Here is a 25,222-nt window from a genome sequence, read left to right as displayed (position 1 = left end):
CGAGGCGTTGCATGGTAACAGTCTCATTCCAGGGCATAGTGAGTCTCCTCTGCTATGCCATTTATAACTGTTACCCATGTGCCCGGTCTAAAGTGTTACCCATGTGCCCGGTTTGTACCTTTATGCGCACCTGGCAAAAATCCGCAGAGGTTCAAATGCCGCATTTATGCGCTGCGGTTCTGCAAATACACCTGCAAATTCACATACACCGCATTCAGCAACGGCGTCACCACACCACTGCGCGCACCGCGCACCAACAGATCACCAATCACCTGATCCGCCTCAATCTCATAACCTTGGGTTAAATCGCGATACATCGACGAGGTCATCGCGACTTGCGGATTATTCAGCGTCTCATAAATTTTGGCCGTTACCGCTGGCCGCTCCTGATAGCCGTCAGCACTGAGCACTGAAAGCACCTCGGCGAAAATCCCCTGCAACAGCGCCTCTCCGCCTTGGGAACGCAATACCTGCTGCGTATTACCCCGCGCAATACAGCACACTGCACCCAAGGTACTCAGCAGCAGCCATTTCTCCCACAGCTCGCTGATAATGTTATCGGCAAACACCGTATCAAACTGCGCTATCTTCAATGTCTCATCGACGCGCTGCAAACGCGCATCATTGTGACCATCCAGCGCACCGTAATAGAGAATGTGCAACGGTGTCATTTGCACCACTTCACCTTGTTCGCCCAGCGTTGCATTGATTTTGCACAGGCCGCCAATCACCTTGTCACCAAAGCGCGCGCGCAGCGTATCAATATGGCGCATACCGTTGAGAATCGGCATGATTAACGTGTCTGGCCCCACTGCCGGTGCGATATCTGCAATTGCCTGTTCCAGGCCGAAGCTTTTCACCGTCAGGATAATCAGATCAAACTGGCCTGTAAGCTTGCCGGTTTGCGCCAGCTGCGGTTGAAGCACTTCCGTACCGTTGGGCGTTTTCAGCACCAGGCCATTTTGTTGCAGCTGATGAAAACGGCGCTCACGCACCAGAAAAGTCACATCACGTCCCGCTTGCGCCAGACGCGCACCGAAATACCCGCCGGTGGCACCGGCGCCGACAACCAGAATGCGCATGGTTAGATTTCCCATAGAGAGTGGAACCCTTACCATAAATCGCAGAACCTAAGCTTGCCAGCCCGTAAATGCTGAATTCAATGCAAGATTTTCCCGATGGTTAGAAAAGGCTCAAACTGTTCGTATTTACTCGTACAATAGGTCTATGCTGTTGCGCAGCGGCGGGCAATGGTGCTCGCCCACTTTTCCAGTCGAACAGACTAAGGACGCATCATGCCCCGACCCCTACCTATCGAACGTTATCGCAATATCGGCATCTCCGCGCACATCGATGCCGGTAAAACCACCACCACCGAGCGCATCCTGTTTTACACCGGAATGAGCCATAAGTTGGGTGAAGTGCACGATGGCGCGGCAACCACCGACTGGATGGCGCAGGAGCAGGAGCGTGGCATTACCATCACCTCGGCGGCGGTGAGCTGCTATTGGCCGGGCATGGATGGCAGCTTTACGCCGCACCGCATCAACATCATTGACACGCCCGGACACGTGGATTTCACCATCGAAGTGGAGCGATCCATGCGCGTGCTGGATGGCGCCGTCATGGTGTATGACGCTGTGGGTGGCGTACAGCCACAGTCGGAAACCGTATGGCGCCAAGCCAACAAGTACCACGTACCGCGCATTGCCTTCGTCAACAAGATGGATCGCCAAGGTGCGGACTTCTTCCGTGTGGTGCAGATGATGAAAGATCGCCTGAATGCCAACCCAGTGCCGATTGTGATTCCCATTGGTGCGGAGGAGCACTTCTCTGGTGTGGTCGATCTCAACAAGATGCGCGCTATTTATTGGGATGATGCCAGCCAGGGCATGACGTTCAGCTATGCGCCGATCCCCGATGAGTTGCAGGCGCTGGCCGCAGAATGGCGAGAAAACATGGTCGCTGCGGCGGCGGAAGCCAGTGAGGCGCTGATGGATCGCTATCTGGATCAGGGCGATCTCAGCGAAGAAGAGGTGATAGCCGGATTACGTCAACGCACTCTGATTGGCGAGATCCAGCCGATGCTGTGCGGTAGTGCGTTCAAAAACAAAGGTGTGCAGCGCATGCTTGATGCCGTAATTGAGCTGATGCCTTCACCGCTGGACGTGCCGCCGGTTTCCGGTGTGAACGAAAAAGGCGAACACGATGAACGCCATGCTGATGACGATGAACCGTTCTCGGCGCTGGCCTTCAAACTGATGAGCGATCCCTATGTGGGCCAACTCACCTTCGTGCGTGTCTACTCCGGTGTCTTACGCAAAGGCGACAGCGTGTGGAATGCGGTGAAAGGGCGTAAGGAGCGCATCGGACGTATCGTGCAGATGCAGGCTAACGATCGTATCGAAATCGAGGAAATTCGCGCGGGTGATATAGCAGCCTGTGTCGGTTTAAAAGAGGTGACCACGGGCGAAACGCTGTGCGATCCGAATGCGGTGATCACGCTGGAACGTATGGAGTTCCCGGACCCGGTAATCTCTCTGTCGATTGAGCCGAAAACCAAGGCAGATCAGGAGAAAATGGGGCTGGCGTTGCAGCGTTTGGCTGCAGAAGATCCGTCATTCCGCCTGCACACTGATGAAGAGTCGGGGCAGACAATTATCTCCGGTATGGGTGAGTTGCATCTGGAGATCATCGTTGATCGCATGAAGCGTGAATTCGGTGTGGAAGCCAATATTGGTCGGCCACAGGTCACCTATCGCGAAACCATCCGTAAAACGGTGCGTGATGTGGAAGGCAAGTTTGTGCGTCAGTCGGGCGGTAAAGGGCAGTATGGTCATGTGGTGCTGACACTGGAGCCGCAGGCAGCAGGCGCAGGTTTTGCCTTTGAAGATGCCACCAAAGGCGGCGTAGTCCCGCGCGAGTTCATTCCTTCGGTGGAGAAGGGGATTCGCGAAGCGCTGAATTCCGGCGTGCTGGCGGGCTATCCAGTGGTGGATCTCAAGGCCACACTGACCTTCGGTTCGTATCACGATGTCGACTCCTCGGAAATGGCGTTCCGTATGGCGGCGATTTTTGGTTTCAAAGCGGCAGCTAAACAGGCTGACCCGGTGATCCTTGAGCCGGTGATGCAGGTGGAAGTGGAGACGCCAGAAGAGTATGCCGGTGGGGTGATGGGTGACCTCTCATCACGTCGCGGGACGCTGCAAGGCATGGATGAGCGATTTGGTGCACGCATCATTCGCGCTGAAGTGCCGTTGTCAGAGATGTTTGGCTACGCTACTACGCTGCGATCCATGTCGCAGGGCCGCGCGACCTACAGCATGGAGTTTGCGCATTACGCGGAAGCGCCGCGCAATGTGGCCGAGAGCATTATCGAGGCACGTGCAGTGTGATTTATTGGGCGGAAAGGATGCCGCCACTTAATATCCGCTCCTGTCGCTATCCGTAAAGGCGCAATTTATTGCGCTTTTTTTTCGTCTTTAAATCATTTCATCACATCCTTTGCCACTATTGTCGTTTTACATTTATTTATCTGGATTTTAATAATTTAGCGGAAATTAAAAACAGGCCGGGCCACGGCTATTTAAAATAACACCTGCTATCACCAAGGATAATATGAAAATAAACGCAATTTCTCTGGCGCTGGGCTTAAGTTTGCTCGGCGGTGCGTATCACGCCGTTGCCGCCGATAAACCGGTCAGCGGTGGCAGCCTGACGGTGGGCGTGGAAACGGAACCGACAACCTTTAACCCACAGCTTAACGGGCAGGACAAAGCCGAAATCACACTGCGTAACTTCTGGGAATCGCTGTTGGCACGCCGTCCTGACGGCAGCTTTGTGCCCTGGCTGGCCGAGAGCTATCAAGCCAGCGAGGATGGCAAAACCTTCCGCTTTACGCTGCGCCGCGATGTGACCTTCTCCAACGGAGAAAAGTTGGATGCGAACGCGGTAGCAGAAAACTTCCGCCAAACCCAAGTGGCGCAATACTGTGCCGGTACCAGCCTGTGCCTGATGGGATCGCATATCGACAAGATCGAAACGCCTGACGATCATACGCTGGTGATCACGCTGAAAGAGGTTTATTCGCCGTTCCTCTCCTTCGCCGCTGGGCTGCAAATCCTCTCTCCATCAAGCTGGAAATCGTCGCAGCTGAAATCCGGCGGTCCAGAGATTGCGGGCACCGGGCCGTTTATTCTGCAAAGTTACGAGAAAGGCCAGCAGGTCACCTTCGTCAAGAACCCGAAATACCACTGGGCACCAGCCACCGCTAAGCATCAGGGGCCGGCTTATCTTGACCGTGTGACCTATCGCTTCTTGCCAGAATCATCAGTGCGCACCGGCGCGTTGCTCTCGGGTCAGGTCGATGCCATTGAAGGCATTTCGGGTAACGATGCCGGTGAATTCAAGGACAACAGCGATTTCACCTATCAGCATGCGCTCAATACCGGTACGCCGTACTCGCTGTTCCTCAACGTCGAATACGGTCCGACCCAGGATGTGAAAGTGCGTCAGGCGCTGTTGCAGGGGCTGGAGATCGATCCGCTGCTGAAGTCGGTGTATCGCGGTGAACGCACGCGCGCTTGGGGTATCACCTCACCGATTGACCCGCTCTATAACAACCAGTTGGAAGGGAAATACGGCAATAACCCGGATGCCGCCAATAAGCTGCTGGATGAAGCGGGCTGGCAAACCCGTGATAGCGAAGGCTTCCGCACTAAAAATGGCGAACGCCTGCGCATTGAGCTGATTCAGGCCCAGGCCACGGTACGCGACCAGCGAGACGTCTTGCTGCAAGCGATTCAGGCACAGGCGCGTCAGCGCTTGGGTATCGACCTCAAGCTCAACTATGTGGATTCCGGCACCTATGCGGACGTACGCAAGAGCGGCAAGTTCGGCACCATCGCTAATTCCAACACGCCGACCGATGGCGTGGATATTGAAAACCACTATCGACCTATCGCACAGGGTGGCGCGATCAATTACAGCCGTGTTAATGACGCCGAACTCAATGCACAGCTGGATAAAGCTGCCGCCACGCTGGACTTGAATCAGCGTCGCCAGCACTACAGCGCATTGCAGCAACGTGCACTGCTTCAGTTGGCCTTAGCGGTTCCGCTGTATGAACCGGAAGATCAGCTCGCGACCGCCAGCTATGTGCACGGTTACGGATTCCGCAGTTACAAGCAGATGCCGGAGAGCGTCTATGACGTGTGGTTGAGTAAACATTAATAAACAGGTGCTCATTAATGGGCACCTGACGAAAAATTAGCGCGGTAATTGTCGGGTCGTCATTCATGACGACCTTTATTTATTGATGCAGGATTTTATTCCCATTATTAACAAATCCATTGCCACTATTCTCGTTTTACTTTAATTCCCCGGATTTCAATAATTCCCTGAAGATTAATTCAGGAAACCCGCAGATGAGCCAATCTATTCAGGTCGCAACCCCCGACGATGCCGAAGAAATATTTGCCCTGTTACAACGGGCGTACGCCTCGCTGGTGGCGCTGGATGTGCATTTCACCATCTCGCAGGGCAACGTGGAGCAAGTCCGTCGTGTGATTGAACAGGAAACGGTGCTGGTGCTGCGCAAATGGAAGCGAGCAGTGGCGACCGTGACGGTACGTTTTCCATGGCAGCAAGAGACGGATGCGCCTTCCTCTTTGCCGTTTATCCACTGGTTTGCCGTGGACCCCGATTACAAGGGGCAGGGTTATGGCCGTGAAATCATCAGCTACGCCGAAGACACACTGCTGAAACAGACACTTAAAGCGCCGGGCGTCTATCTGGCGACGGCCACTAAACATCCATGGCTGAGCGAGCTTTATCTGCGTCGTGGCTATCAGCCTTTCTATCATCGTACCAATGCGTTGGGCGAAGCGCTGGTGTTCCTGAAAAAGGAGTTCCACCCGCAGCCCATCGCCAATATTGCCTGATTTAGCGCATTTAAAATAACAGGGACATTATGAAAGCGAATTCAATCATGCTCGCTCTGGGGCTGGCGTGCCTGCTGAACACTACGGCGATGTTGGCCGCAGAACAACCGCGCAGTGGCGGTTCACTCACCTATGGCGTGGAAACTGAACCGGCACCGTTAAACCCGCAGTTAAATGGTCAGTCAAAAGCTGAAGTCACGCTGCGTAATGTGTGGGAATCACTGCTGGCGCGCCGCACCGATGGCAGTTTTGTGCCGTGGCTTGCGACGGGTTACGAAGTCAGCCCGGACGCGAAAACCTATCGATTCACGCTGCGTCCTGACGTCACTTTCTCGAACGGTGAGAAACTGAATAGCAGTGCGGTGGCGGAGAACTTCCGCCAGGTTCAGGATCCAAAATACTGCGCCGGAACCAGCATCTGCGCCTTGAGCGCACGCATTGCCAGCGTTGAGACACCCGATAACGACACCGTGGTGATCACCCTAAAGGAGGGTTATGCGCCATTCCTCTCGTTTGCCGCCAAGCTGCAGATTCTGGCACCCGCTAGCTGGCACTCCCGGCAGCTCAAAGCAGGCGGTAAAGATATCGCCGGGACCGGGCCGTTTATCATCGAAAGCTACGAAAAGGGGCAGCAGCTCACGCTGGTGCGCAATCCACACTACAACTGGGCTCCAGCGACTGCACATCACCAAGGTCCGGCATATCTGGAACGGGTGACGTACCGCTTCCTGCCAGAATCCTCGGTACGTACCGGCGCGTTGCTTTCCGGACAGTTGGATGTGATTGAAGGCATCTCGGGGAATGATGCCAGCGAGTTTAAAGACAGTGCGGATTTCACCTACCAGCACGCCCTCAACACCGGTACACCCTATTCGTTATTTCTCAATGTGGACTATGGTCCTACGCAGGATGTGAAGGTGCGTCAGGCGTTGCTACAAGGGTTGGATATCGATCCGTTGCTGAAGTCGGTTTATCGCGGTGAGCGCACCCGTGCGTGGGGCATCACCTCACCCGTGGATCCGCTGTATAACAACGATCTGGAAGGGCAGTACGGCAACAACCCGACGGTGGCCAATAAACTGCTCGATGAAGCGGGATGGCAAGCGCGTGATAGCGACGGTTTCCGCACCAAAGCGGGCCAGCGCCTGAGCATCGAGGTGATTCAGGCACAGGCCACGGTGCGCGATCAGCGTGATGTGCTGCTACAGGCGATTCAGGCACAGGCGCGCCAACGTCTCGGCGTCGAAATCAAACTGCGTTATGTCGATTCCGGCACCTATGCCGAGGTGCGGAAAAGCGGCCACTTCGGTTCGATCGCCAACTCCAATACTGAGACAGACGGTATCGACATTGAAAACCACTACCGCCCGGTCAATGCCGGCGGGGCGATCAACTACAGTCGGGTAAATAGCCCGGAAATCAACGGCTGGCTCGATCAAGCTGCCGCCACCCTGGATATCAACCAACGCCGCAAGTTCTACAGCCAGCTGCAACACTACGCACTGGCGCAGCAGGCTTTGGCGATTCCGTTGTATGAACCGGAAGACCAGATTGCGGCAGCCCGCTATGTGCAGGGTGCAGGTTTCCGCAGTTATAAGCAGATGCCGGAGAACGCTTACGACATCTGGCTAAGTGACCATTAATCAGGAGGCGAAGATGAGTCTGGAAAGCATCGTAACCCGCGCACCACGACCGCGTAAGCCGGCCCTTTGGCGCGGTGAACTGTCGCGCCGCATTATCGGCCGCTTGCTGGGAGGTGTACTGGTGCTGTGGGCCGCCGTCTCACTGGCCTTCCTCGGTGTGCATTTAGCACCCGGTGATATAGTCAGCCTGCTGATTGGTGAGCAGGTACGCACCCCGGCGATTGAAGCGGCGATCCGAGCCGAATGGGGGTTGAACGAGCCGCTGTGGTGGCAGTATCTGCACTACCTGTGGCGAGTACTGCACGGCGATTTTGGCCGTTCCTACATGCTCAACACAGAAGTAAGCCATCTGCTGGCGACCCAGCTGTGGCCGACCATCAAGCTCACGCTGGCGGCACTGCTGGTGAGCATTATTTTCGCCGTGGCCGTTGCTGTGGCGACAGCACATCGCCGTATCGGGCGCCGTGTTGCCAACAGCGTTGAGCTACTGCTGGCGTCCACGCCTTCTTTCTGGATGGGCATCGTATTGCTGTTTATTTTCAGCTTCACGCTGCGCTGGTTCCCGGTGGCTGGCGATCGATCGTTATCTTCGCTGGTGTTGCCCGCGCTGGCGCTGGGACTGGCACAAGGTGCGGTGGTTGCACAGCTGCTGAGACGTGAACTGGAGCGCGCTCTGGATGCTCCCTTTACCCTGACACTGCGTGCTTGGGGTGTGGGGGAAACCACTATACGTTTACGCCATGCGCTGCGCCATGCTGCGTTACCCGCGGTGACCTTAACCGGCTGGCTGGTGGGGGGCTTGCTGAGCGGCGCGGTGATCACGGAACAGGTGTTTGGTCGCCCTGGTCTCGGCAAGCTGACCGTTGATGCCGTCTTAGCCAAAGACCTGCCCGTGGTGTTGGCAGTGGCGATTCTCTCGGCGCTGATCTACGTGGTGATGAGCACGCTGGTCGATATCCTGTCGTTGTGGATCGACCCGCGTCTGCGTGGGGAGAACAAATCATGATTGCCGCATTGCAAAGGCTACCCGCCACATTACCCAGCGCGGTATGGCTGGCACTGCTTTACCTGGTATTACTCGCCATCGCGGTGATAGCACCAGGTGTGCTCACCCACAGCGATCCGCTGTTAGCCGATCCGGTCAATGCCCAGCTGCCGCCTTCCGCCGCACATTGGCTGGGCACCGATCAGCTTGGACGCGATCTGCTGACTCGCGTCATTTACGGTAGCCGCTATTCGCTGTTGATCAGCGTTGCCGCCATGGCCTTGGCGGTGGTGTTTGGCACCTTCCTGGGTCTGCTTGCCGCGCTGGCGCGTGGTGTGATCGATGAGCTGTTAAGCCGTGCGGTGGACGTGATCTCCGCCTTTCCGGATCTGCTGCTGGCACTGATGCTGATCGCCTTTACCGGACCGGGCACCAATAATCTGATCATTGCACTTGGCGTGGCATCGGTGCCGCGTTTTGCCCGCGTGGTGCGTGCACAAACCTATACGGTGATGACCTCTGGGTACGTCGAGCAGGCGCGTACATTTGGCTTGTCACGCTTCACTTTGATCACTCGCCATATTCTGCCACATGCCATCGCGCAGGTGCCGGCCTTAGCCACGTTGGGTCTCGGCACGGCCATTATCGGTACCGCCGGATTGAGCTTTCTCGGCATGGGACCGCAACCGCCGACCGCCGAATGGGGCTTGATGCTGGCGGAAGGGCGTAACTATCTGCGCAATGCCTGGTGGATTGCCGTATGGCCGGGGGTATTTATCACCCTGACGGTGATTGCGGTGAACACGCTGGGCCGCTATTGGCAGGCCCGTTTTGAAGGGAGAAGCGCATGAGCCAGCCATTTATTGATATTCAAAATCTCAGCATTCGCTTTGGCCCACAACAGGTGGTGAAAAATCTCAACCTACAGGTATGGCCAGGTGAATCGGTGGCGCTGGTAGGGGAATCTGGATCGGGTAAAACCCTGACCGCACGCAGCTTGCTTGGCCTGCTGCCTGAAGGAGCGGAGATCAGTGCAGACCGCTTCCTGATTGATGGTCGCGATATGCGCAAGGCGAGCCGCGCTGACTGGCGCGCACTGCGCGGTCGGCGCATCGGTTATGTATTGCAGGATGCGCTGGTTTCACTCGATCCGTTGCGCCGCATTGGACAACAGCTGAGTGATGCACTGAATGCCGCTGGGCATCGTGAAAGGATTGAAGATAAGAGTCTGTCCCTACTGAAAGCGGCTGGTATTCATGATGCCGAGAGTCGCCTGACGCGCTATCCGCACCAACTCTCCGGTGGCCAGCGCCAGCGCGCGTTAATTGCCACTGCATTGGCGGGCAGTCCGATGCTCTTGATTGCTGACGAACCTACCACCGCGCTGGATATGACCGTGCAGCGCCAGATTTTGCAGCTGCTGGCACAACGCCGTCGCGAGGGGCATGGCTTGCTGCTGATCAGCCACGACCTGGCGGTGGTGGCTGAGCTGGCGGATCGTGTGCTGGTGATGCGCGATGGCGAAGTGGTGGAGCAGGGTGAGAGTGGCCCGCTGCTGCAGCGCCCGCAGCATGCCTGGACACAACGCCTGTTGCGCGCGGTGCCCACACCGGCCACCCGAGGACTACGCCTGAGTGCCGCAGAACCCACGCCGTTGCCACCACGTCCACAGCCGGGTCATGCACCGTTGCTGCAGGGCATTAACCTGAATAAAGCCTATGGCGATCGGCAGGTGCTGAACAACATCAATTTCACACTGCATGCCGGGGAAACCTTGGGCGTGGTCGGAGAGTCTGGATCGGGCAAAACCTCGTTAGTGAAAGTGGTGATGGGCTTAACCGAGCCCGACAGCGGCACGCTGCAACTTGAAGGCGAACGCTGGGACCGCCTGCCAGAGAAAGCCCGTCGCGCCCGTCGCGCCCGTCTACAACTGATCGCGCAGGACCCGTTCAGCTCTTTCGATCCACGTTACACGGTCGAGAAAATCATCGGTGAAAGTCTCGACAGCGTGGGGATTTATGGCGACGCGCGGCGTCAGCGCGTGCGGCAACTGCTGGATGAAGTGCAGCTTGGCGATCGCTTCCTGCAACGCTATCCACAACAGCTGTCAGGTGGGCAACGGCAACGTGTGGCGATTGCCCGCGCCTTCGCTCCCAATCCGGCACTGTTAGTGGCGGATGAACCTGTCAGCGCATTGGATGTGTCGGTGCAGGCACAGGTGCTGGATCTGCTGGCAGAGATGCAGGCCGAGCATGGCACCGCACTGCTGTTTATCTCTCACGATCTTGGCGTGATCCAGCATCTGGCGGATCGCGTGCTGGTGATGCAAAACGGTCAAATCGTCGAGAGCGGGGCGCTAACGCAAGTCTTTGCCGCACCACAGCATCCGTGGACACAAAAACTACTTCAGGCGCTGCCGGTCATCCCTGACTGGCAGCCCGCACACGTATAAGAGGAGCACGACATGAGTCAGACACAACGCCAGCTGCGGTTAGGCGCCATCATCCAAGGTGTATCCGGCAATATGTCGGCATGGCGCCATCCTGACGCGGTGGCAGACGCCAGCATCAATGTGGATTACGTGCTGGATCTGGCGCGTAAAGCCGAACAGGCGAAGATCGATTTTCTTTTCGTTGCCGATGGCTTGTACATCACACCCCAGTCGATCCCGCATTTCCTTAACCGCTTTGAGCCAATAACGTTGCTCTCGGCGTTATCGCTGGTGACGAAAAACATCGGGTTAGTGGCGACACTTTCCACCTCGTATAGCGAGCCGTTTACGGTGGCACGCCAGTTTGCCAGCCTCGATCATCTTAGTCATGGGCGCACGGGCTGGAATGTGGTGACCTCGCCGCTGGAAGGTTCCGCGAAAAACTTCTCACGTGCCACCCATCCTGAGCACGATGAGCGCTACCGTGTCGCCAGTGAATATCTGCACGTGGTGAAAGGGCTGTGGGACTCGTGGGAAGAAGGTGCTTTTGTGCGCGACAAAGCCAGCGGGAAGTTCTTTGACGCGAGCAAGCTGCACACCCTGAATCACAAAGGAAAATACTTTGCCGTGCAGGGACCGTTAAATGTCGGCCGCTCACCGCAGGGACGTCCTATCGTGTTCCAGGCCGGTGCCTCTGAAGCGGGGAAAGCGTTCGCAGCTGAAGCGGCAGATGCCATTTACACTCGCCAGGAAACCCTGGAAGAGGCGCGTGCATTTCGTGAAGATGTGCGTCGCCGCCTGGTGGCGCGTGGTCGAGATGCGGATGAAATCCGCGTCTTCCAAGGCATCAGCGTGATCATTGGTGCAACTGAACAGGAAGCCGAGCAGCGCTATCAACAAACCGCGGAACTGGTGACCATCGATAAAGCGCTGGAGTACCTGGGACGCTATTTTGAACATCATGACTTCAGCCAATATGCACTGGACGAACCCTTCCCGGAGATCGGCGATCTCGGTGAAAACAGCTTCCGTAGCACCACTGATAAGATCAAACAGAATGCCCGTGAACGCGGCTTGACGTTGCGCCAGGCGGCACTGGAAGAGGCGACGCCACGGCCCAGTTTCCTCGGCACCGCGCAGCAGGTGGCAGACGGACTGGCACAGTGGTTCCTGGAGGGGGCGACGGACGGCTATATCGTGCGCGGCGGCACGCCGAATGCCTTTGATGATTTTGTCGAGCAGGTGATCCCATTACTGCAGGCACGTGGAATCTATCGAACAGAGTATGAAGGTGAGACTTTGCGTGAGAACCTGGGATTAGCCGAGCCGGAAAATCAGTTTGCTGCCCAGCGCCGTCCGCAGGTGGCGTAAAATCGAGTTAACGCGCCGCACAATCGGTAGCGGCGCCATCGCTTGCACATCTTTGAAGCCTAAAACACTTGGCAATACACAAGAGATTTCGCCGCTAGCCACCGCATTACAACGCCGTCACACCCTGTTCCGCCGCCTGATCCTCCCAGGCTTGCACCTCGTCATAGAACGCTCGCTCGGGTACGGAAAAGCCACTGATCAGACTCTGCGCCAGCAGTTGCTGATATTTTTTGCTGGTGGTGAGTTCGCTTAGCGCGCTACGCAGATGCGCAAGCGTTTCGGCATCGGTTTTCAATGAGGTGATCAATGGCAGTGCAGCGCACAGCGGCGTTTCGCCAATGATCTCTAATCCGCTAAGTTCTTCAGGATAGTGGGCGCGCAGCAGTGCCCATGTGATGCAATCGATGGCCGCAATATCCGCACGCTGCTCGCGCAGGGCCGCGAGCGACTGACGATGGCTGCCGCTAAGCAGCGTTTCACTGAAGAAGTTGCCAGCGCTAGCCAGTGGGGCGATGACATAGCGCAGCGAGTTGTAGCCCGAGTGGGAGTCATCACTGTTGCATACGGCACGACGGCCACGATAATCGCTGAGGGTAAGGTTCTCGTCCTCTTTTCGCGCCACTAACCAACTGCGATAGCGCAGCCCTTCACAGCCCTGCGCGCTGGATTGAAACGCGCCAACCAGCTGTACATCAGGCAGTAAGGCGACCAGCGGATAACCGCAGGTCTGACTTAACAACAGCTTATCGTCGCGCCAGTGCGGTAAGAGCGCGATGGGCCACTCAACCTCAGCCTGCAAGCCGCGTTGTGTCAGCAGCGTCGTTAGCGCTGAAGTCAGGCCGAGCGTCGTCGGGTGATGGATGTCGTACATCGGCAATGAAATGATCGGCATTCTGTGCATCCTTGTGCGTTCCCGGATGGGCGTTAACGTTGACCGGTTTGCGCCAGAAGCGCATTAACCACTCGCCATAACCGGCGACACGAAACCCTTGATTACGCTGATGGTAGCCCTCTCGGTACAGCAGATAAACTTTACGCAGGCCGTACCACGGCAAACCAGGCAGATCGTGATGTACAGAATGATAGTTGAGATTCAGGAACAGCAACCGCCATGGCCACGCGGCTTCGTTATTCACCGAGCGCGCCAGCGGGGCCTCTTCTGCACGGTGTTCATAGAATGAACGTACCTTGGTCAGTGCCAGTGCAGGATAGCTGACGGCACCTACAAACCACAGTGGCGACAACCCCTGCTGCTGCATCCAGTAGAAAAGCCCACCCAATAGCGATAAATGAATCAGCCACATAGATATCGCTGCACGTTCGCGCGCCAGCACCATCACTTTCAGGGTGGCGGCATTATCCAGCAGCGGCCCCAACAGCAAACGGCCAGGGAAGGTATTGCGCAGATGGATGATGCGCTGCTGCCAGGGTTTGAGTTGTGCCCAGCGTTCTGGTGACAGGTAATAGGTTTCTGGATCCTCATCAGGATCGGTCAGGGTGTGATTGCGGTGATGTGCCAGATGCGAATCGCGATATAAGCCATAGGGATACCACACCGCCAGCGGCAAGGTGCCGAACAACTGATTGAGGCGTGGCCAACGGGTAGGGTGGCCGTGGATCAGTTCATGCTGGAGCGACATATACCAAGTGGTCAAGACGATCAGCAGCAGGGTGGTGGCGAACAGTCCCAGCGTTTGCCAAAAAATGACACAGGCAAACCAGCCGCTGTAGACGGTCACGATTAACAACCAAGTCGGCAACTCGCTGCGCCACAGCCAGCTTCGCGCCAGCTGATGAACCACTGCGCACTGCTGTGCATTGATATAGTCATTAGCCATGTGGGCACCCTAAACCTGCAAAACGAGGGAAGTACCTGGCACGATGATTGATCACCGTGATAAACACAAAGACCGTGTATTTATGACTTATGCAAAAAAGTTGATGAAGCGCACGAAAACTATTGGCTATCAGTCACCTCACGCGTGGCGTAACCTTTCTCCATCGAAACTTAATGCATCACGTGCGGGCCAGTGCGGCCCACCAGGAGAATTTCACTATGAAAAAGATTGGCTTCTTATCTTTTGGTCATTGGACCCCGTCATCCCAGTCAGCTACCCGTTCCGCACAGGATGTGTTGTTGCAGTCCATCGATTTAGCCGTAGCAGCGGAAGAGTTGGGCGCAGATGGCGCTTACTACCGCGTGCACCACTTTGCGCGTCAGTTAAGTTCGCCTTTCCCACTGTTGGCGGCCGTCGGTGCGAAAACCAGCCGTATTGAAATTGGTACTGGCGTCATCGACATGCGCTATGAAAACCCGCTGTATATGGCAGAAGATGCCGGTGCCGCTGACCTGATTTCCAATGGGCGCTTGCAGTTGGGTTTGAGCCGTGGCTCCCCGGAGCAGGTTATCGAGGGTTATCGTTACTTTGGTTTTAATCCGAAAGAGGGTGAAACCGATGCCGATATGGGACGTCGTCACACTGAAGAGTTATTGGAAGTGCTGCGTGGTGAAGGTTTTGCCAAACCAAATCCACAGCCGATGTTCCCGAATCCACCGGGATTACTGCGCCTGGAGCCGTTCTCAGAAGGCCTGCGTGAGCGTATCTGGTGGGGTTCTGGTTCAAATGCCACCTCAGTTTGGGCAGCACAGCAGGGCATGAACTTGCAAAGTTCAACGCTGAAGGATGATGAAACCGGCGAGCCGTTCCATATTCAGCAGGCGAAACAGATTCGTGCCTACCGTGAAGCCTGGAAAGCGGCTGGACACCAGCGTGAACCGCGCGTTTCAGTGAGCCGCAGTATCTTTGCGCTGACTAATGATATTGACCGTGCTTACTTTGGTCGCAGCGGGCAAGATCAGGATTCCGTGGGCTTCCTTGATGAGAAAACTCGTGCCATCTTCGGTCGCAGCTATGCGGCAGAGCCAGAGCAGTTGATTAAACAGCTGGCACAGGATGAGGGCATTGCAGAAGCGGATACGCTGCTGCTGACTATCCCGAATCAGTTGGGTGTGGACTACTGTGCGCATGTGATGGAAAGCATCCTGACCCACGTCGCACCTGAGCTGGGTTGGCGTTAATGTACTAGCAGCATTGAAGCGTAGCGGCACGATGTCTTACGTTGTTCTCAAGCCACCTATGGCTGATAGATACGCAAGGTAGGGTGCTGCTACGTTCCTTTTTTAATGCATCGGATAATCAATAAATTCAGGCATTGCTTCCATCCGCTGCGCATGTGCTTGCAGATTTGGGAAGTCATTAGCATGTACCACGTGCGGCACCATCAGTTGAATAAAACTCCACACCACGGCGCTGGTGATCGCAACCTGATCCCGCTTAGCCTCTCTTCCCTCAAGTGCCACATTCCACAATGTGCAATCCGCCAACAGCTGCTGCGTAACGCGATCAACCCATGGTTGATGCCATTTATCTTCGGGCCGTAAACGATGTTCATAGACGTGTTGAACGGCTTTCTCGCTGGCAGCCAGCGCCAGACTTAGCAATCGGGTATCTTGCGCCAGTCCCGATGCATTTGAAGGGAGGAGCTTATTGCCATCCTGAACAGTGGCTTCCAGATAGTGCAACATCAGGCTGGAATCCATCAACACGGTGCCGTCATCCAGCACCAGTGTGGGCGCTTTAACCGCCGGATTGATATCGGCGAAGCGTGCGTAATCGCCAAATACCGAAAGCGGTTGATGTTCAAATGCTTTGCCGTACATGGCCAGCGAGATGGCCACGCGTCTGACATAGGGCGAATCCAGCATACCGATCAGTTTCATCACAACTCCTTGTCCATTCCACACTCTGAGTGCTCGACAATACCCCGTTGTTAACATGTGAACCAGCAACAGCTTATTAGCTATTTTGTTAGTAAAACTTACGCAAGCTATGCCAGGCTGATGCTTCTTGCACATTAACTGGAAACTTTCATGTCTGATTACCCACCGGTCGCGATGCTACGTGCCTTTGAATCTGTGGCGAGATTAGGCAGTTTGACACTGGCAGCCACTGAACTGCATGTTACCCACTCGGCGATCAGCCAGCAGATAAAGGCGTTAGAAGAACTATTGGGTGTGCGGCTCTTTACCCGTCAGGTGCGTGGTGTACAAATCAACGAAGAAGGGCGGCTCTATGCGCTACAGATTCGCGAAGCCTTGTTCCGTATTGCAGATGCCACCCGACAGGTTCAGGTCAGGCCAAGACGAGCTGAGCTATCGCTTTCTATGGTGCCCTCATTTGCCAGCCACTGGTTGATGCCCCGGCTGGCTTGTTTTCGCGCTCAGTATCCGCACGTCTATTTACGTATTCAGGCCAACCTCAGCGTCACTGACTTACAACAGGAAGGAGCTGACATCGCTATTCGAATGGGCAAAGGTGAATGGGCGGGTCTGCACAGTGAGCATTTGTTTAAAGATCGCTTACTGGTCGTTGCGGCACCGCACTTCAATGGTGGCGACTTGCCTCGTACCCCACAGCAAATTGCCGCCAGCGAAATCATGTTTACCCTTGAGTCCTGGAGTGACTGGTGTGAAGCCGCAGGCTTGTCGCAACCCATCACAGCCAGAGGCATCGTCATTAATGATTCCAATCTGGTTCTGCAGGCAGTTCGGCTCGGCCAGGGCATTGCACTAGAACGTCTTTCATTGGTGCATGACGCTATCCAACGGGGAGAGTTGGTGCAACTCACTTCAATCAGCGTTGACTATCCATGGCCTTACTGGTTGGTCACACGTCAGGATCGGCAGGCAGCGCCAGAAGAAGAAGTGTTTATTACATGGTTAAGAGAAGAAGTGGTCAAATATCAGTCAGCACTAAATGGTAACCCCAATAACTCCATTTCTTGATTTTTAGAGTTATTGGGGTTATCGTTCTACTTTCAGGATGAAACAGGGCATGGACATGGATAGCAGGTCATTAATGGCTGAGATCAAGGCCGATGGTTGGGAGCTGATTCGGATTAACGGCAGCCATCATCATTTTGTGCATCCCACTAAGAAGGTTTAGTGACGATTCCGCACCCGAAAAAAGATCTGCCGATAAAAACGGTAAAAAGCATCCGCAAACAGGCCGGGCTTGCAGTCCATTAAACTGAGAGAGGTATTCCTTATGTTCTATCCGATTGCGATTGAAGCGGGTGATGAAAGCACCGCGTTTGGTGTCACGGTTCCTGATTTACCCGGCTGCTTTTCTGCTGGCGATACGCTGGAAGACGCGGTGAAAAACGCGAAAGAGGCCATCATCGGGCACCTGGAGTTAATGGTTGAGCTGGAGCAGGATATTCCGGCAGTTTCAGAACTCAAAAGTGTGATGAAAGATCCCGCCTATACTGGTTATGTTTGGGTGCTGGTGGAAGTGGATGTGACCCGTATTTTAGGTGGTTCAGAGAAGATTAATGTCACTCTGCCGAAGCTGTTGATTGACCGTATTGACCGTTGTGTCGCTACTCATCCTGAATTTAAAACTCGTTCGGGTTTTCTGGCTCAGGTGGCACTGGAGCGTATTGCCAAAACGCGTTGATCACGTGTTTGCAGATTAATAGCCTCAGCGCTTTTACAGAGGCCCGCATCAGTAAGCTGCTGCCTCAGGCGTTCTGAGGCAGCAACTCAGTTAACGTTAATTAACCCCTAACTCCCACCACAGCTTATCCAATGCGTAGTAGCGGTCGCGCTCGCTTTCGGGTTGGTTGAGGTCGCGTTTCCATGGCTTAGCCAGAATAAAATGCAGGTTCTTCACTTCATCCTCTTGCCACATAGCGCTGTGCTGGAACGGCAGCGTTTTCAGTGCGTTGTAAATATACGGCAGCGGCAGCCAGCGATTCTCAAACACTTCATTGAGCAAATCCTGTTCAGAGAACGGATAGCGGCGTAAATCAGTGATGGCAGCGACTTTTTGCTGTAGCCAGTTAAACACCCCTTCATCCGGTTCGAGCACCAAAAAGCCGCCATTCAGATAACGATCCAAGCTGGCAGGGGCCGTTTCGCCGCGGTCCTGCCAGGTATAGTGACAGTTCTCCGGTTGCCAGCTGGCGGGATAACTGGCGATCTTGTTGGGATTGCAGCGGCAGGCATGGCAGGCTGCCAGATCGTTATCACCCAGATCCAGCGTAAACAGCTCATCCATATTGCGCAGCACCAGCATATCCGCGTCCAAAAACACCACGCGATCGCAGCCGGTCAGTTCCCATGCGCGCAGTTTGCTCCACACTTCACCAAATTGTGCAGAGGCATAATGCTGTTCCAGCTTCGCGTCAGGCATCATTGGCTCGACGGGATGGATCACACAGCCCTGCGCCTGCAAGGCTTCTCGGGTTTCGAGATCGATGGCATCGGTGACCATGACAATTAATGGCCACTCTGTCTCACTGCGTTTAAGCGATCGGTGTAGCGCTTGCACGCCAATGTAATAGTCAGGCTGCGTCAGCAGTGTTACCCAGGCAAACATAGTTTCTCCCCCGTAAAAATTTAATCAAACAAAGCAGTGACATAGTCATTACTAAAACGATGGTGCGGATCCAGCCGCTCGCGCACTTCGCGAAAGGCATCCCATTGAGGGTAGATATCACGCCAGATGTAGCGCTGCGGATCGTAGTATTTGCCCCAATGGGGTCTTCCGCCCTCTGCTGCCAGCAACTTTTCAACTTCAGTGAGGAAATGCAGGCCGTCCTGAGACAGCGAACCGTCATCGGCGTAATAGACCACAAAGCCAAAGAAGCAAGTGGGGTGCTGATAAGCCGGACTGAGCCAGGCTTCCGACGCGCCCGTGCAACGCAAGATGATGGGGTAGTGCATGTGCGGATGATTCTCCGCATACCAGGCTTTGATTTTGCTGATGATAAGTGGCGTTTTTTCTAACGGCACGCCAATTTCCACGTTGATCTGCGGCACGGCAATACCGCGACAAAACAGCTGATAGATGTCGCCGCTGAGGTCAGTGAAATCGCGGAATCGCGTGACCGTGCGGAACTGTTTACCGCCCTTGCCTTCAATCTGCGTATCACGATGCATCTGCGCCAGCGTCTGATCGATGGTGTCATTCAGACTGCTGTCAGTGTCATCGCCATGCTCGATCACCTCACCGCCATTGGCGTGCCACGCCTGAACTTCTGCTTCACTGGCGGGGTTGGCATTCCAGACGTGCATCAGGTTGTCATCCACAAACCACCAGGCTTTGCTCAGTTCATACTGCTGATTCCAGCGCGGCAGATCCTGCTCCAGCGTATCAGCGGACTCGGCAAATTTATGGCAGGTAAACAGGCGAAATGGCTCGGTGCGCATCGTCACGGCGGTCACAATCCCCAGCGAGCCCAGTGAGGTCTGCGCCGCAGGGAAATCACCGTCGCCACGTTGAAACTCCCGCACGCTCCCATCGGCCATGACCATGCGTAGGCTTATCACTTCATCAGCCAGTGAACTCTGATCCAATCCCTGGCCGTGGGTGCCCGTCGCTATCGCGCCGGCCAGCGTCTGAACGGATATCACGCCTGGCGAACAGGCCAGCATGCGATTGCGCGCGGTGAGTGCGTCAAACACTTGCTGTAGAAGCGTGCCCGCCGCGAAAGTGATGCTGTTGTCATCCTCTCCCAACACGCCTTGCATGGCGCTGAGATCGAGCAACAGGTCGTCGCTGTTCACACACAGCATGCGTCCGGGTGATAAACGGCTGCCGATGACGCGCACTTTGCCCTTGGACGTTTTCAGTAGTTGTTGCAGTTCGGCTTCATTTTGCGGCTGATGAACTTGCTTACGCTGACCCACCACGGTGTTTTGCGCCCAGTTCCACAGCGCGCTGTCATGCTCGGTATTTTTCGGGTTGCGAAGGGGATAAAGGAGGGAATCTCTGTTCACTACGGCGTTCCTTATACTGAGGTCTGTGACGGTCCCAAGCTTTAAGCGTAGACCATCACAGCACTGCCCAGGTTTAAGACGCCTTGCGGATGTAGCGTAGCGTAGCGGTAACAGCCAGTTGGCGGTTACGGCGAATACTGTCTTCTTCCTTATCATCGGGTGTGAAAAGAAAATGGAAGGTGTAACGGTTGGCCACATGGTGCACACAGATACTGCTAAGTAGGCGGTGCACATCAACGGTATTCAAGCCTTCAATAAAGATGCCTTGTTTTTGACCGCGCGTCAGAATGTCATCCAGCAGATCGAGTGTACTTTTGTTGAGTGCTTTGATGCGCTCTGACTGCACGATATAACGGCCACGTAACAAGTTCTCAGTACACACCAGGCGCATAAAGTCCGGATGCGAAGCATGGTAATCAAAGCTGGCTTCTACCAGTTTAATCATCGCCTCCTCCGGCTCCATCTTCGCCAAATTTAGCCCGGTCTCGTGCTCACGGATCGCCTGATAGACCTGTTCTAATACCTCGATATAAAGCTTCTCTTTATTGACGAAGTGATACACCACCATACGTTTGGTGGTTTGGGCGTGTTCGGCAATCTGCTCAAGACGTGCGCCCTGCATGCCGAATTCAGCAAAGGTTTTGAGGGCACCGGCAAGGATGCGTTTCTTTAGCCCTTCAGGGTCATTTTTACGTTTAGTTGGAGTGTCAGACATATCGCTCAATAACAGATCAATCAAAATCGCATGGTAACACAGCCACAGCATTGCTTGTGGCGATGAGAGCGGCTGAAATCGTTTATTCATTTTCGGTATAGTTATTCTGAAAATAGCATTATTGGGGAATAAGCAACTGCGTATACTGCGGCTATCTGTTCATCACGACAGTGTACTTTGACCCTCGTAATGATTACTTATGGAAAATACTGAATGCACACACGACTGGCATCCGCCAAAAATAAATTTTTAATGACGGCTGGCGCCTTGCTGCTGGCCAGCTCCGCCTTGGCTCCCCTGTCTTTGGCGCATGCTGCGGACAAAACCTCGATTAAAGTCGGCATCATGAGCGGTGAGGATGAAGACGTCTGGCGAGAAGTGATTAAGCAGGCGGCTTCCAAAGGCTTGACGGTGAAAACGGTGGTGTTCAATGACTACAACCAGCCGAATGAAGCACTGCAAAATGGTGAAGTCGACGCCAATGCGTTCCAACATCAGCCTTTCCTTAATAACCAAATCAAGGTCAATCATTACGATATCGTCCGCGTGGGCGATACTGCAGTCTGGCCGATTGGCCTTTACTCGAAGAAAGTGAAGACGGCTGCTGAGCTGAAAGACGGTGCCGTGATTGGCGTGCCGAACGACCCTTCCAACGAAGCGCGAGGCTTAGTGCTGCTGGAGCAGCAAGGCCTGATCAAACTGAAACCAGGCGTCGGCATTGCCGCTACAACCGCGGATATCACCGCGAATCCTCATCATCTGCAAATCAAAGAACTCGACTCCGGCATTATTGGCCGTTCAGTACCGGATCTGGACGCGGCAGTGGTGAACACTGACTGGGCATTGAAAAGCGGCTTGACGGCTGACGACCGCATTGCGCAAGAGCCGGTGAAGGATAACCCCTACAACAACTTTATCGCCGTGAAGAAAGAGAACCTGTCCGCACCTTGGGTGAAAACCCTGGTGGCCTCCTATCAGAATGACGCTGTGAAGACGGTGTTTGATAAGGTTTACAAAGGCACGGGCGAAACGGCCTGGTAAGGAATTAAGATGACGATATTCTCAGGCGCTGAAACGCCCTTCGGTGCAGTCACGCGTGGTGTGGTGGAAAATGTACAGGGTCGTGAACGCCTCACACGGGATAACGGTAGCGTGGTGCGGTTGCAGGGTGTTTCGCGTCGTTTTGGTCAAACGCAGGCGCTACGCGATATTTCGCTCACGGTTAAAAAGGGTGAAATCCTTGGCCTGATTGGTCGCAGCGGCGCGGGAAAATCTACCCTTATTCGCTGCCTCAATGGGCTAGAGCAACCTGATGAAGGAGTCATTGAAATCGAAGGCCGGAATATTACCGGCCTGTCGGAAAAGCAGCTGCAAACCGTGCGAAGCCGTGTGGGCATGGTCTTCCAGCACTTCAATCTGCTGTCGGCGAAAACGGTGGCGCAAAACGTGGCGCTGCCACTGAAAATTGCCGGGCTGGATAAAGTACAGCGTCAGCAGCGAGTCGCTGAACTGCTGGAACTGGTAGGGCTGAGCGATAAGGCGCATCACTACCCGGCGGCACTGTCCGGCGGACAGAAACAGCGGGTTGGCATTGCCCGTGCGCTCGCGGCAAGCCCGGCTTTGCTGCTGTGTGATGAGGCGACTTCTGCGCTCGATCCTGAAACCACCCGATCTATTCTGGCGCTGTTGACGTCGTTGAATCAGAGACTCGGCATTACGATCCTGCTTATCACCCATGAGATGGAAGTGATCAAATCGGTGGCGCATCGTGTCGCGGTGATTAATGCCGGCGAGATCATCGAGCAAGGTCCGGTGTGGCAGGTGTTTGCCCATCCGCAGTCGGACCTGACGCGCACTTTACTGCGTGGCCTGCTGCCACAGCTTCCGGACGCCATTGCAGCACGCATCGGTGAGCACAAGCAGGGAGAGGCCATCTACAGCGTGCATTATGCTGGCGAGGATGCCCAGGGCGACTTGCTCACCCGTTTTGCTGCTGCGTTGCCGGGAAAATTTCGTCTGTTACAAGGCGGCATCGACCATATTCAGCACTATGCGATAGTGCGCTTTTTTATCGCGCTTCCGGCCGCTAATGCCGCCGATGAGCAACAGATTCTCAGCTGGCTGCGTGCGCAGCAGGCGCAAGTGGAGTTAGTGGGTTATGTCCCCAGTAATGATTGATTTACTGCTCAATGCGTTGGGTGAGACCGTTTTGATGACCCTCATCAGCGGGCTGATTTCGCTGGTGGCGGGGTTGCCGCTAGGGTTAATTCTGGTGATGACCAGCCCGGGAGGCATCGCTGAGCATCGTGGTGTGAATCGTGTATTAGGGCTGGTGATTAATGGTTTCCGTTCGCTGCCTTTCATTATTTTGCTGGTCGCGCTGATTCCTTTAACGCGTTTTCTGGTGGGGACTTCTTTGGGTATTTGGGCCGCGATTGTGCCGTTGTCGATTACCGCTACGCCTTATTTCGCCCGTGTGGCCGAAGTGTCTCTGCGCGATGTGGATCGCGGTTTGATTGACGCCGTTCGCGCCATGGGGGCCAGTAAGCTGCGTATCGTGTGGGATGTCCTGATTCCTGAGGCGCTGCCCGGCATTCTTTCTGGTTTTGTGGTGACGCTGGTTGCACTGATTGGTGCCTCGGCGATGGCCGGTGCGATTGGTGCGGGTGGGCTTGGCGATTTGGCCATCCGCTATGGGTATCAGCGTTTTGAAACCTCGGTGATGCTTGCGGTGATCGCCGTGTTGATCGTGCTGGTGTGCGGCATTCAGTGGCTGGGTGACCGGTTAGTGCAGCGCATCGATAAGCGACACTAGACTTCGTGCGGTGTTACCGATTTAGGTGCGCTGCATATCTTAGCTGACGTCTTGCACATCAAGCATTTTTGAGGGGCGGCCTTCAGGCCGCCCAATACAGGCTCGCCCCCTGCAAAAAAAACGTAGCGGCGGGATTTGCGCGCTTTTGCCGTCAATCAGTTGTGCATTTTCCCGCAAACCTTATCACTATTTCGTTTTAAACATCAGCAGCTAACGCGCATACAGTGATGGCAATGACTTGCCATGATTCAGGAGAATCCGTTATGTCGCTGAACACCCTTCAGCTCACGCTTGAGAACCATCTTGAACAGCACAGCGCCCGCTACATCGCTGTGGCCCAATCGATCTTTGCGAAGCCGGAAACTGGCAACAATGAATATTTTGCCAGCGAGCAACTAACCCAGTTGCTCACTGCGCAGGGGTTTACTGTCACACGCAATGTTGCCGGCCATGAAACGGCATTTTACGCAGTGAAAACCGGCGGCAAACCGGGGCCGACCATCGCTTTTCTTGCAGAATATGATGCATTAATCGGCATAGGTCATGCCTGTGGTCACAACCTGATTGGCACCACCAGTGTTGCCGCGGCAATCAGCTTGTCACAGGTACTGGAACAAACCGGTGGCCGGGTTGTTGTGCTCGGTACGCCAGCGGAAGAGGGCGGTTTAGCCGGTCCCGGTGGCCCCAAAGGTAACGTCAAAAAACGTTTTGTCGAAGCCGGGCTTCTCAACGAAGTTGATGTGGCGCTGATGGTGCATCCCTCAGGGAAAACGCGTCTCACCGAATCGACGCTGGCGAACAATCATCTTTATTTCCATTTCTATGGCAAACCTTCGCACGCGGCCAGCGCGCCACATGAAGGGATCAATGCCCTGGATGCGCTAGTGCTGCTCTATAACGGTATTAGCGTCCTACGCCAGCAGTTGCCTGATGGGGTGCGGGTGCACGGCATTATTACGGATGGCGGTCAGGCGCCTAATGTGATCCCAGAATACGCCTCGGCGCATTACTACATCCGCGCCAATAGCCGCGAGGTGGTGGAATCGTTGGAACCCCGTCTGCGGGCCATTGCAGAAGGTGTAGCGCTGGCGACCGGAGCACGCGTGGAAATTGACCATCAAATCGGTCCGCGTGATTTCAAACTCAACCCGGCGCTGGATGCACTGTTGCTGGAGGAGTTTAGCGCGGCGGGTGAACAGGTCGATGTGTCACCCCAAAAAAACAAAGTCTCAACGGATGCGGGAGACATCAGCCATGCGGTGCCGACTGCCCATCCGTGGCTGAAAATCGGTCCCGACGATCTGATTTTTCACACGGTTCCCTTCCGCGAAGCGGCCAACTCCGAGCGAGGTTATCAAGCGTTATTGATCGGCGCTCGTGTACTGGCACGCACTGGGCTTCGTCTGTTAACCGATGCCGAAGCCCTGCACACCGTTAAAGCCGATTTTGCGCGTCAAGCCTAAAGGAGATCGCT

Annotated in this window: 22 protein-coding genes and 1 pseudogene; 16 read left to right on the top strand and 7 right to left on the bottom strand. The window is 55.0% G+C overall.

What is annotated here, in order from left to right:
- Positions 1–164: 164 nt before the first annotated feature.
- Entirely contained in the window at positions 165–1,082 is a 918-nt protein-coding gene (locus tag F3J38_RS27035) for a ketopantoate reductase family protein (RefSeq protein ID WP_167144348.1), read from the bottom strand.
- A gap of 213 nt (positions 1,083–1,295) precedes the next feature.
- On the opposite strand from F3J38_RS27035, the gene fusA reads away from it, so the two are divergent.
- The 8 genes from fusA (at position 1,296) to F3J38_RS26995 (ending at position 12,372) form a co-directional block, all read left to right on the top strand.
- The gene (gene fusA / locus F3J38_RS27030; protein ID WP_167144346.1) at positions 1,296–3,395 is read left to right on the top strand and encodes an elongation factor G; all 2,100 of its coding nucleotides are present in this window, start codon (positions 1,296–1,298) and stop codon (positions 3,393–3,395) included.
- A gap of 223 nt (positions 3,396–3,618) precedes the next feature.
- Positions 3,619–5,232, top strand: a complete 1,614-nt coding sequence (locus F3J38_RS27025; protein WP_167144344.1) for an ABC transporter substrate-binding protein — start codon at positions 3,619–3,621, stop codon at positions 5,230–5,232.
- Between the two features lie 194 nt (positions 5,233–5,426).
- Complete coding sequence (locus F3J38_RS27020) at positions 5,427–5,942, top strand: GNAT family N-acetyltransferase (protein WP_038646074.1); 516 nt, start codon at positions 5,427–5,429, stop codon at positions 5,940–5,942.
- 29 nt (positions 5,943–5,971) lie between these two features.
- Complete coding sequence (locus F3J38_RS27015; RefSeq protein WP_167144343.1) at positions 5,972–7,585, top strand: ABC transporter substrate-binding protein; 1,614 nt, start codon at positions 5,972–5,974, stop codon at positions 7,583–7,585.
- Between the two features lie 13 nt (positions 7,586–7,598).
- A complete protein-coding gene (locus tag F3J38_RS27010; RefSeq protein ID WP_167144341.1) occupies positions 7,599–8,591 on the top strand; it encodes an ABC transporter permease in 993 nt (330 codons plus the stop codon).
- A complete protein-coding gene (locus tag F3J38_RS27005) occupies positions 8,588–9,421 on the top strand; it encodes an ABC transporter permease (protein WP_167144339.1) in 834 nt (277 codons plus the stop codon). Before F3J38_RS27010 ends, F3J38_RS27005 begins: the two co-directional genes overlap by 4 nt.
- On the top strand, positions 9,418–11,022 hold the full coding sequence (locus F3J38_RS27000; RefSeq protein ID WP_167144337.1) for a dipeptide ABC transporter ATP-binding protein: 1,605 nt from the start codon (positions 9,418–9,420) through the stop codon (positions 11,020–11,022). The genes F3J38_RS27005 and F3J38_RS27000 overlap by 4 nt, the downstream gene beginning before the upstream one ends.
- Positions 11,023–11,034: 12 nt before the next feature.
- A complete protein-coding gene (locus F3J38_RS26995) occupies positions 11,035–12,372 on the top strand; it encodes an LLM class flavin-dependent oxidoreductase (RefSeq protein ID WP_167144335.1) in 1,338 nt (445 codons plus the stop codon).
- A 106-nt stretch (positions 12,373–12,478) separates the two neighbouring features.
- Here the strand turns inward: F3J38_RS26995 and F3J38_RS26990 are convergent, their stop codons facing one another.
- The gene (locus F3J38_RS26990; protein ID WP_167144333.1) at positions 12,479–13,264 is read right to left on the bottom strand and encodes a phosphate/phosphite/phosphonate ABC transporter substrate-binding protein; all 786 of its coding nucleotides are present in this window, start codon (positions 13,262–13,264) and stop codon (positions 12,479–12,481) included.
- Positions 13,161–14,210 (bottom strand): fatty acid desaturase, encoded by a 1,050-nt coding sequence (locus F3J38_RS26985; RefSeq protein ID WP_167144331.1) that lies wholly within the window; start codon positions 14,208–14,210, stop codon positions 13,161–13,163. The genes F3J38_RS26990 and F3J38_RS26985 overlap by 104 nt, the downstream gene beginning before the upstream one ends.
- 218 nt (positions 14,211–14,428) lie before the next feature.
- On the opposite strand from F3J38_RS26985, the gene F3J38_RS26980 reads away from it, so the two are divergent.
- Positions 14,429–15,451, top strand: coding sequence for an LLM class flavin-dependent oxidoreductase (locus tag F3J38_RS26980; RefSeq protein ID WP_167144329.1), 1,023 nt, complete (start codon positions 14,429–14,431; stop codon positions 15,449–15,451).
- Positions 15,452–15,553: 102 nt separating this feature from the next.
- Here the strand turns inward: F3J38_RS26980 and F3J38_RS26975 are convergent, their stop codons facing one another.
- Positions 15,554–16,153 carry a glutathione S-transferase gene (locus F3J38_RS26975; RefSeq protein ID WP_167144327.1) on the bottom strand — a complete coding sequence of 200 codons (600 nt, stop codon included), beginning with the start codon at positions 16,151–16,153 and terminating at the stop codon, positions 15,554–15,556.
- 150 nt (positions 16,154–16,303) lie between these two features.
- On the opposite strand from F3J38_RS26975, the gene F3J38_RS26970 reads away from it, so the two are divergent.
- From F3J38_RS26970 to F3J38_RS26960, 3 genes and pseudogenes are all read left to right on the top strand, one after another.
- Positions 16,304–17,218 (top strand): LysR substrate-binding domain-containing protein, encoded by a 915-nt coding sequence (locus F3J38_RS26970; protein WP_167144325.1) that lies wholly within the window; start codon positions 16,304–16,306, stop codon positions 17,216–17,218.
- 55 nt (positions 17,219–17,273) lie between these two features.
- Positions 17,274–17,461, top strand: a pseudogene (locus F3J38_RS26965) (type II toxin-antitoxin system HicA family toxin).
- Positions 17,462–17,480: 19 nt separating this feature from the next.
- Positions 17,481–17,891 carry a type II toxin-antitoxin system HicB family antitoxin gene (locus F3J38_RS26960; RefSeq protein ID WP_100700930.1) on the top strand — a complete coding sequence of 137 codons (411 nt, stop codon included), beginning with the start codon at positions 17,481–17,483 and terminating at the stop codon, positions 17,889–17,891.
- Positions 17,892–17,987: 96 nt separating this feature from the next.
- On the opposite strand, the gene F3J38_RS26955 is transcribed toward F3J38_RS26960, so the two are convergent.
- The 3 genes from F3J38_RS26955 to F3J38_RS26945 all read right to left on the bottom strand — a co-directional run bounded on the left by F3J38_RS26955 (position 17,988) and on the right by F3J38_RS26945 (position 20,933).
- Positions 17,988–18,815 carry a glycosyltransferase family 8 protein gene (locus tag F3J38_RS26955; RefSeq protein WP_167144323.1) on the bottom strand — a complete coding sequence of 276 codons (828 nt, stop codon included), beginning with the start codon at positions 18,813–18,815 and terminating at the stop codon, positions 17,988–17,990.
- Positions 18,816–18,835: 20 nt separating this feature from the next.
- Positions 18,836–20,218 (bottom strand): D-arabinono-1,4-lactone oxidase, encoded by a 1,383-nt coding sequence (locus F3J38_RS26950; protein WP_167144321.1) that lies wholly within the window; start codon positions 20,216–20,218, stop codon positions 18,836–18,838.
- A gap of 73 nt (positions 20,219–20,291) precedes the next feature.
- On the bottom strand, positions 20,292–20,933 hold the full coding sequence (locus tag F3J38_RS26945) for a TetR/AcrR family transcriptional regulator (RefSeq protein ID WP_167144350.1): 642 nt from the start codon (positions 20,931–20,933) through the stop codon (positions 20,292–20,294).
- A 213-nt stretch (positions 20,934–21,146) separates the two neighbouring features.
- Here F3J38_RS26945 and F3J38_RS26940 point away from each other — a divergent pair, with 213 nt between their 5' ends.
- From F3J38_RS26940 to F3J38_RS26925, 4 genes are all read left to right on the top strand, one after another.
- Positions 21,147–21,974 carry a MetQ/NlpA family ABC transporter substrate-binding protein gene (locus tag F3J38_RS26940; RefSeq protein ID WP_167144319.1) on the top strand — a complete coding sequence of 276 codons (828 nt, stop codon included), beginning with the start codon at positions 21,147–21,149 and terminating at the stop codon, positions 21,972–21,974.
- A gap of 9 nt (positions 21,975–21,983) precedes the next feature.
- Positions 21,984–23,111, top strand: a complete 1,128-nt coding sequence (locus tag F3J38_RS26935) for a methionine ABC transporter ATP-binding protein (RefSeq protein ID WP_167144317.1) — start codon at positions 21,984–21,986, stop codon at positions 23,109–23,111.
- The gene (locus F3J38_RS26930) at positions 23,092–23,748 is read left to right on the top strand and encodes a methionine ABC transporter permease (RefSeq protein WP_167144315.1); all 657 of its coding nucleotides are present in this window, start codon (positions 23,092–23,094) and stop codon (positions 23,746–23,748) included. Before F3J38_RS26935 ends, F3J38_RS26930 begins: the two co-directional genes overlap by 20 nt.
- Before the next feature lie 263 nt (positions 23,749–24,011).
- A complete protein-coding gene (locus F3J38_RS26925; RefSeq protein WP_167144313.1) occupies positions 24,012–25,211 on the top strand; it encodes a M20 family metallopeptidase in 1,200 nt (399 codons plus the stop codon).
- The last annotated feature ends 11 nt before the right edge of the window (positions 25,212–25,222 follow it).

This window comes from Candidatus Pantoea formicae, assembly GCF_011752625.1.
Classification (GTDB): domain Bacteria; phylum Pseudomonadota; class Gammaproteobacteria; order Enterobacterales; family Enterobacteriaceae; genus Pantoea; species Pantoea formicae.
Note: the sequence above shows the minus strand (reverse complement) of the source record. Positions and strands in the feature narration are given on the sequence as shown.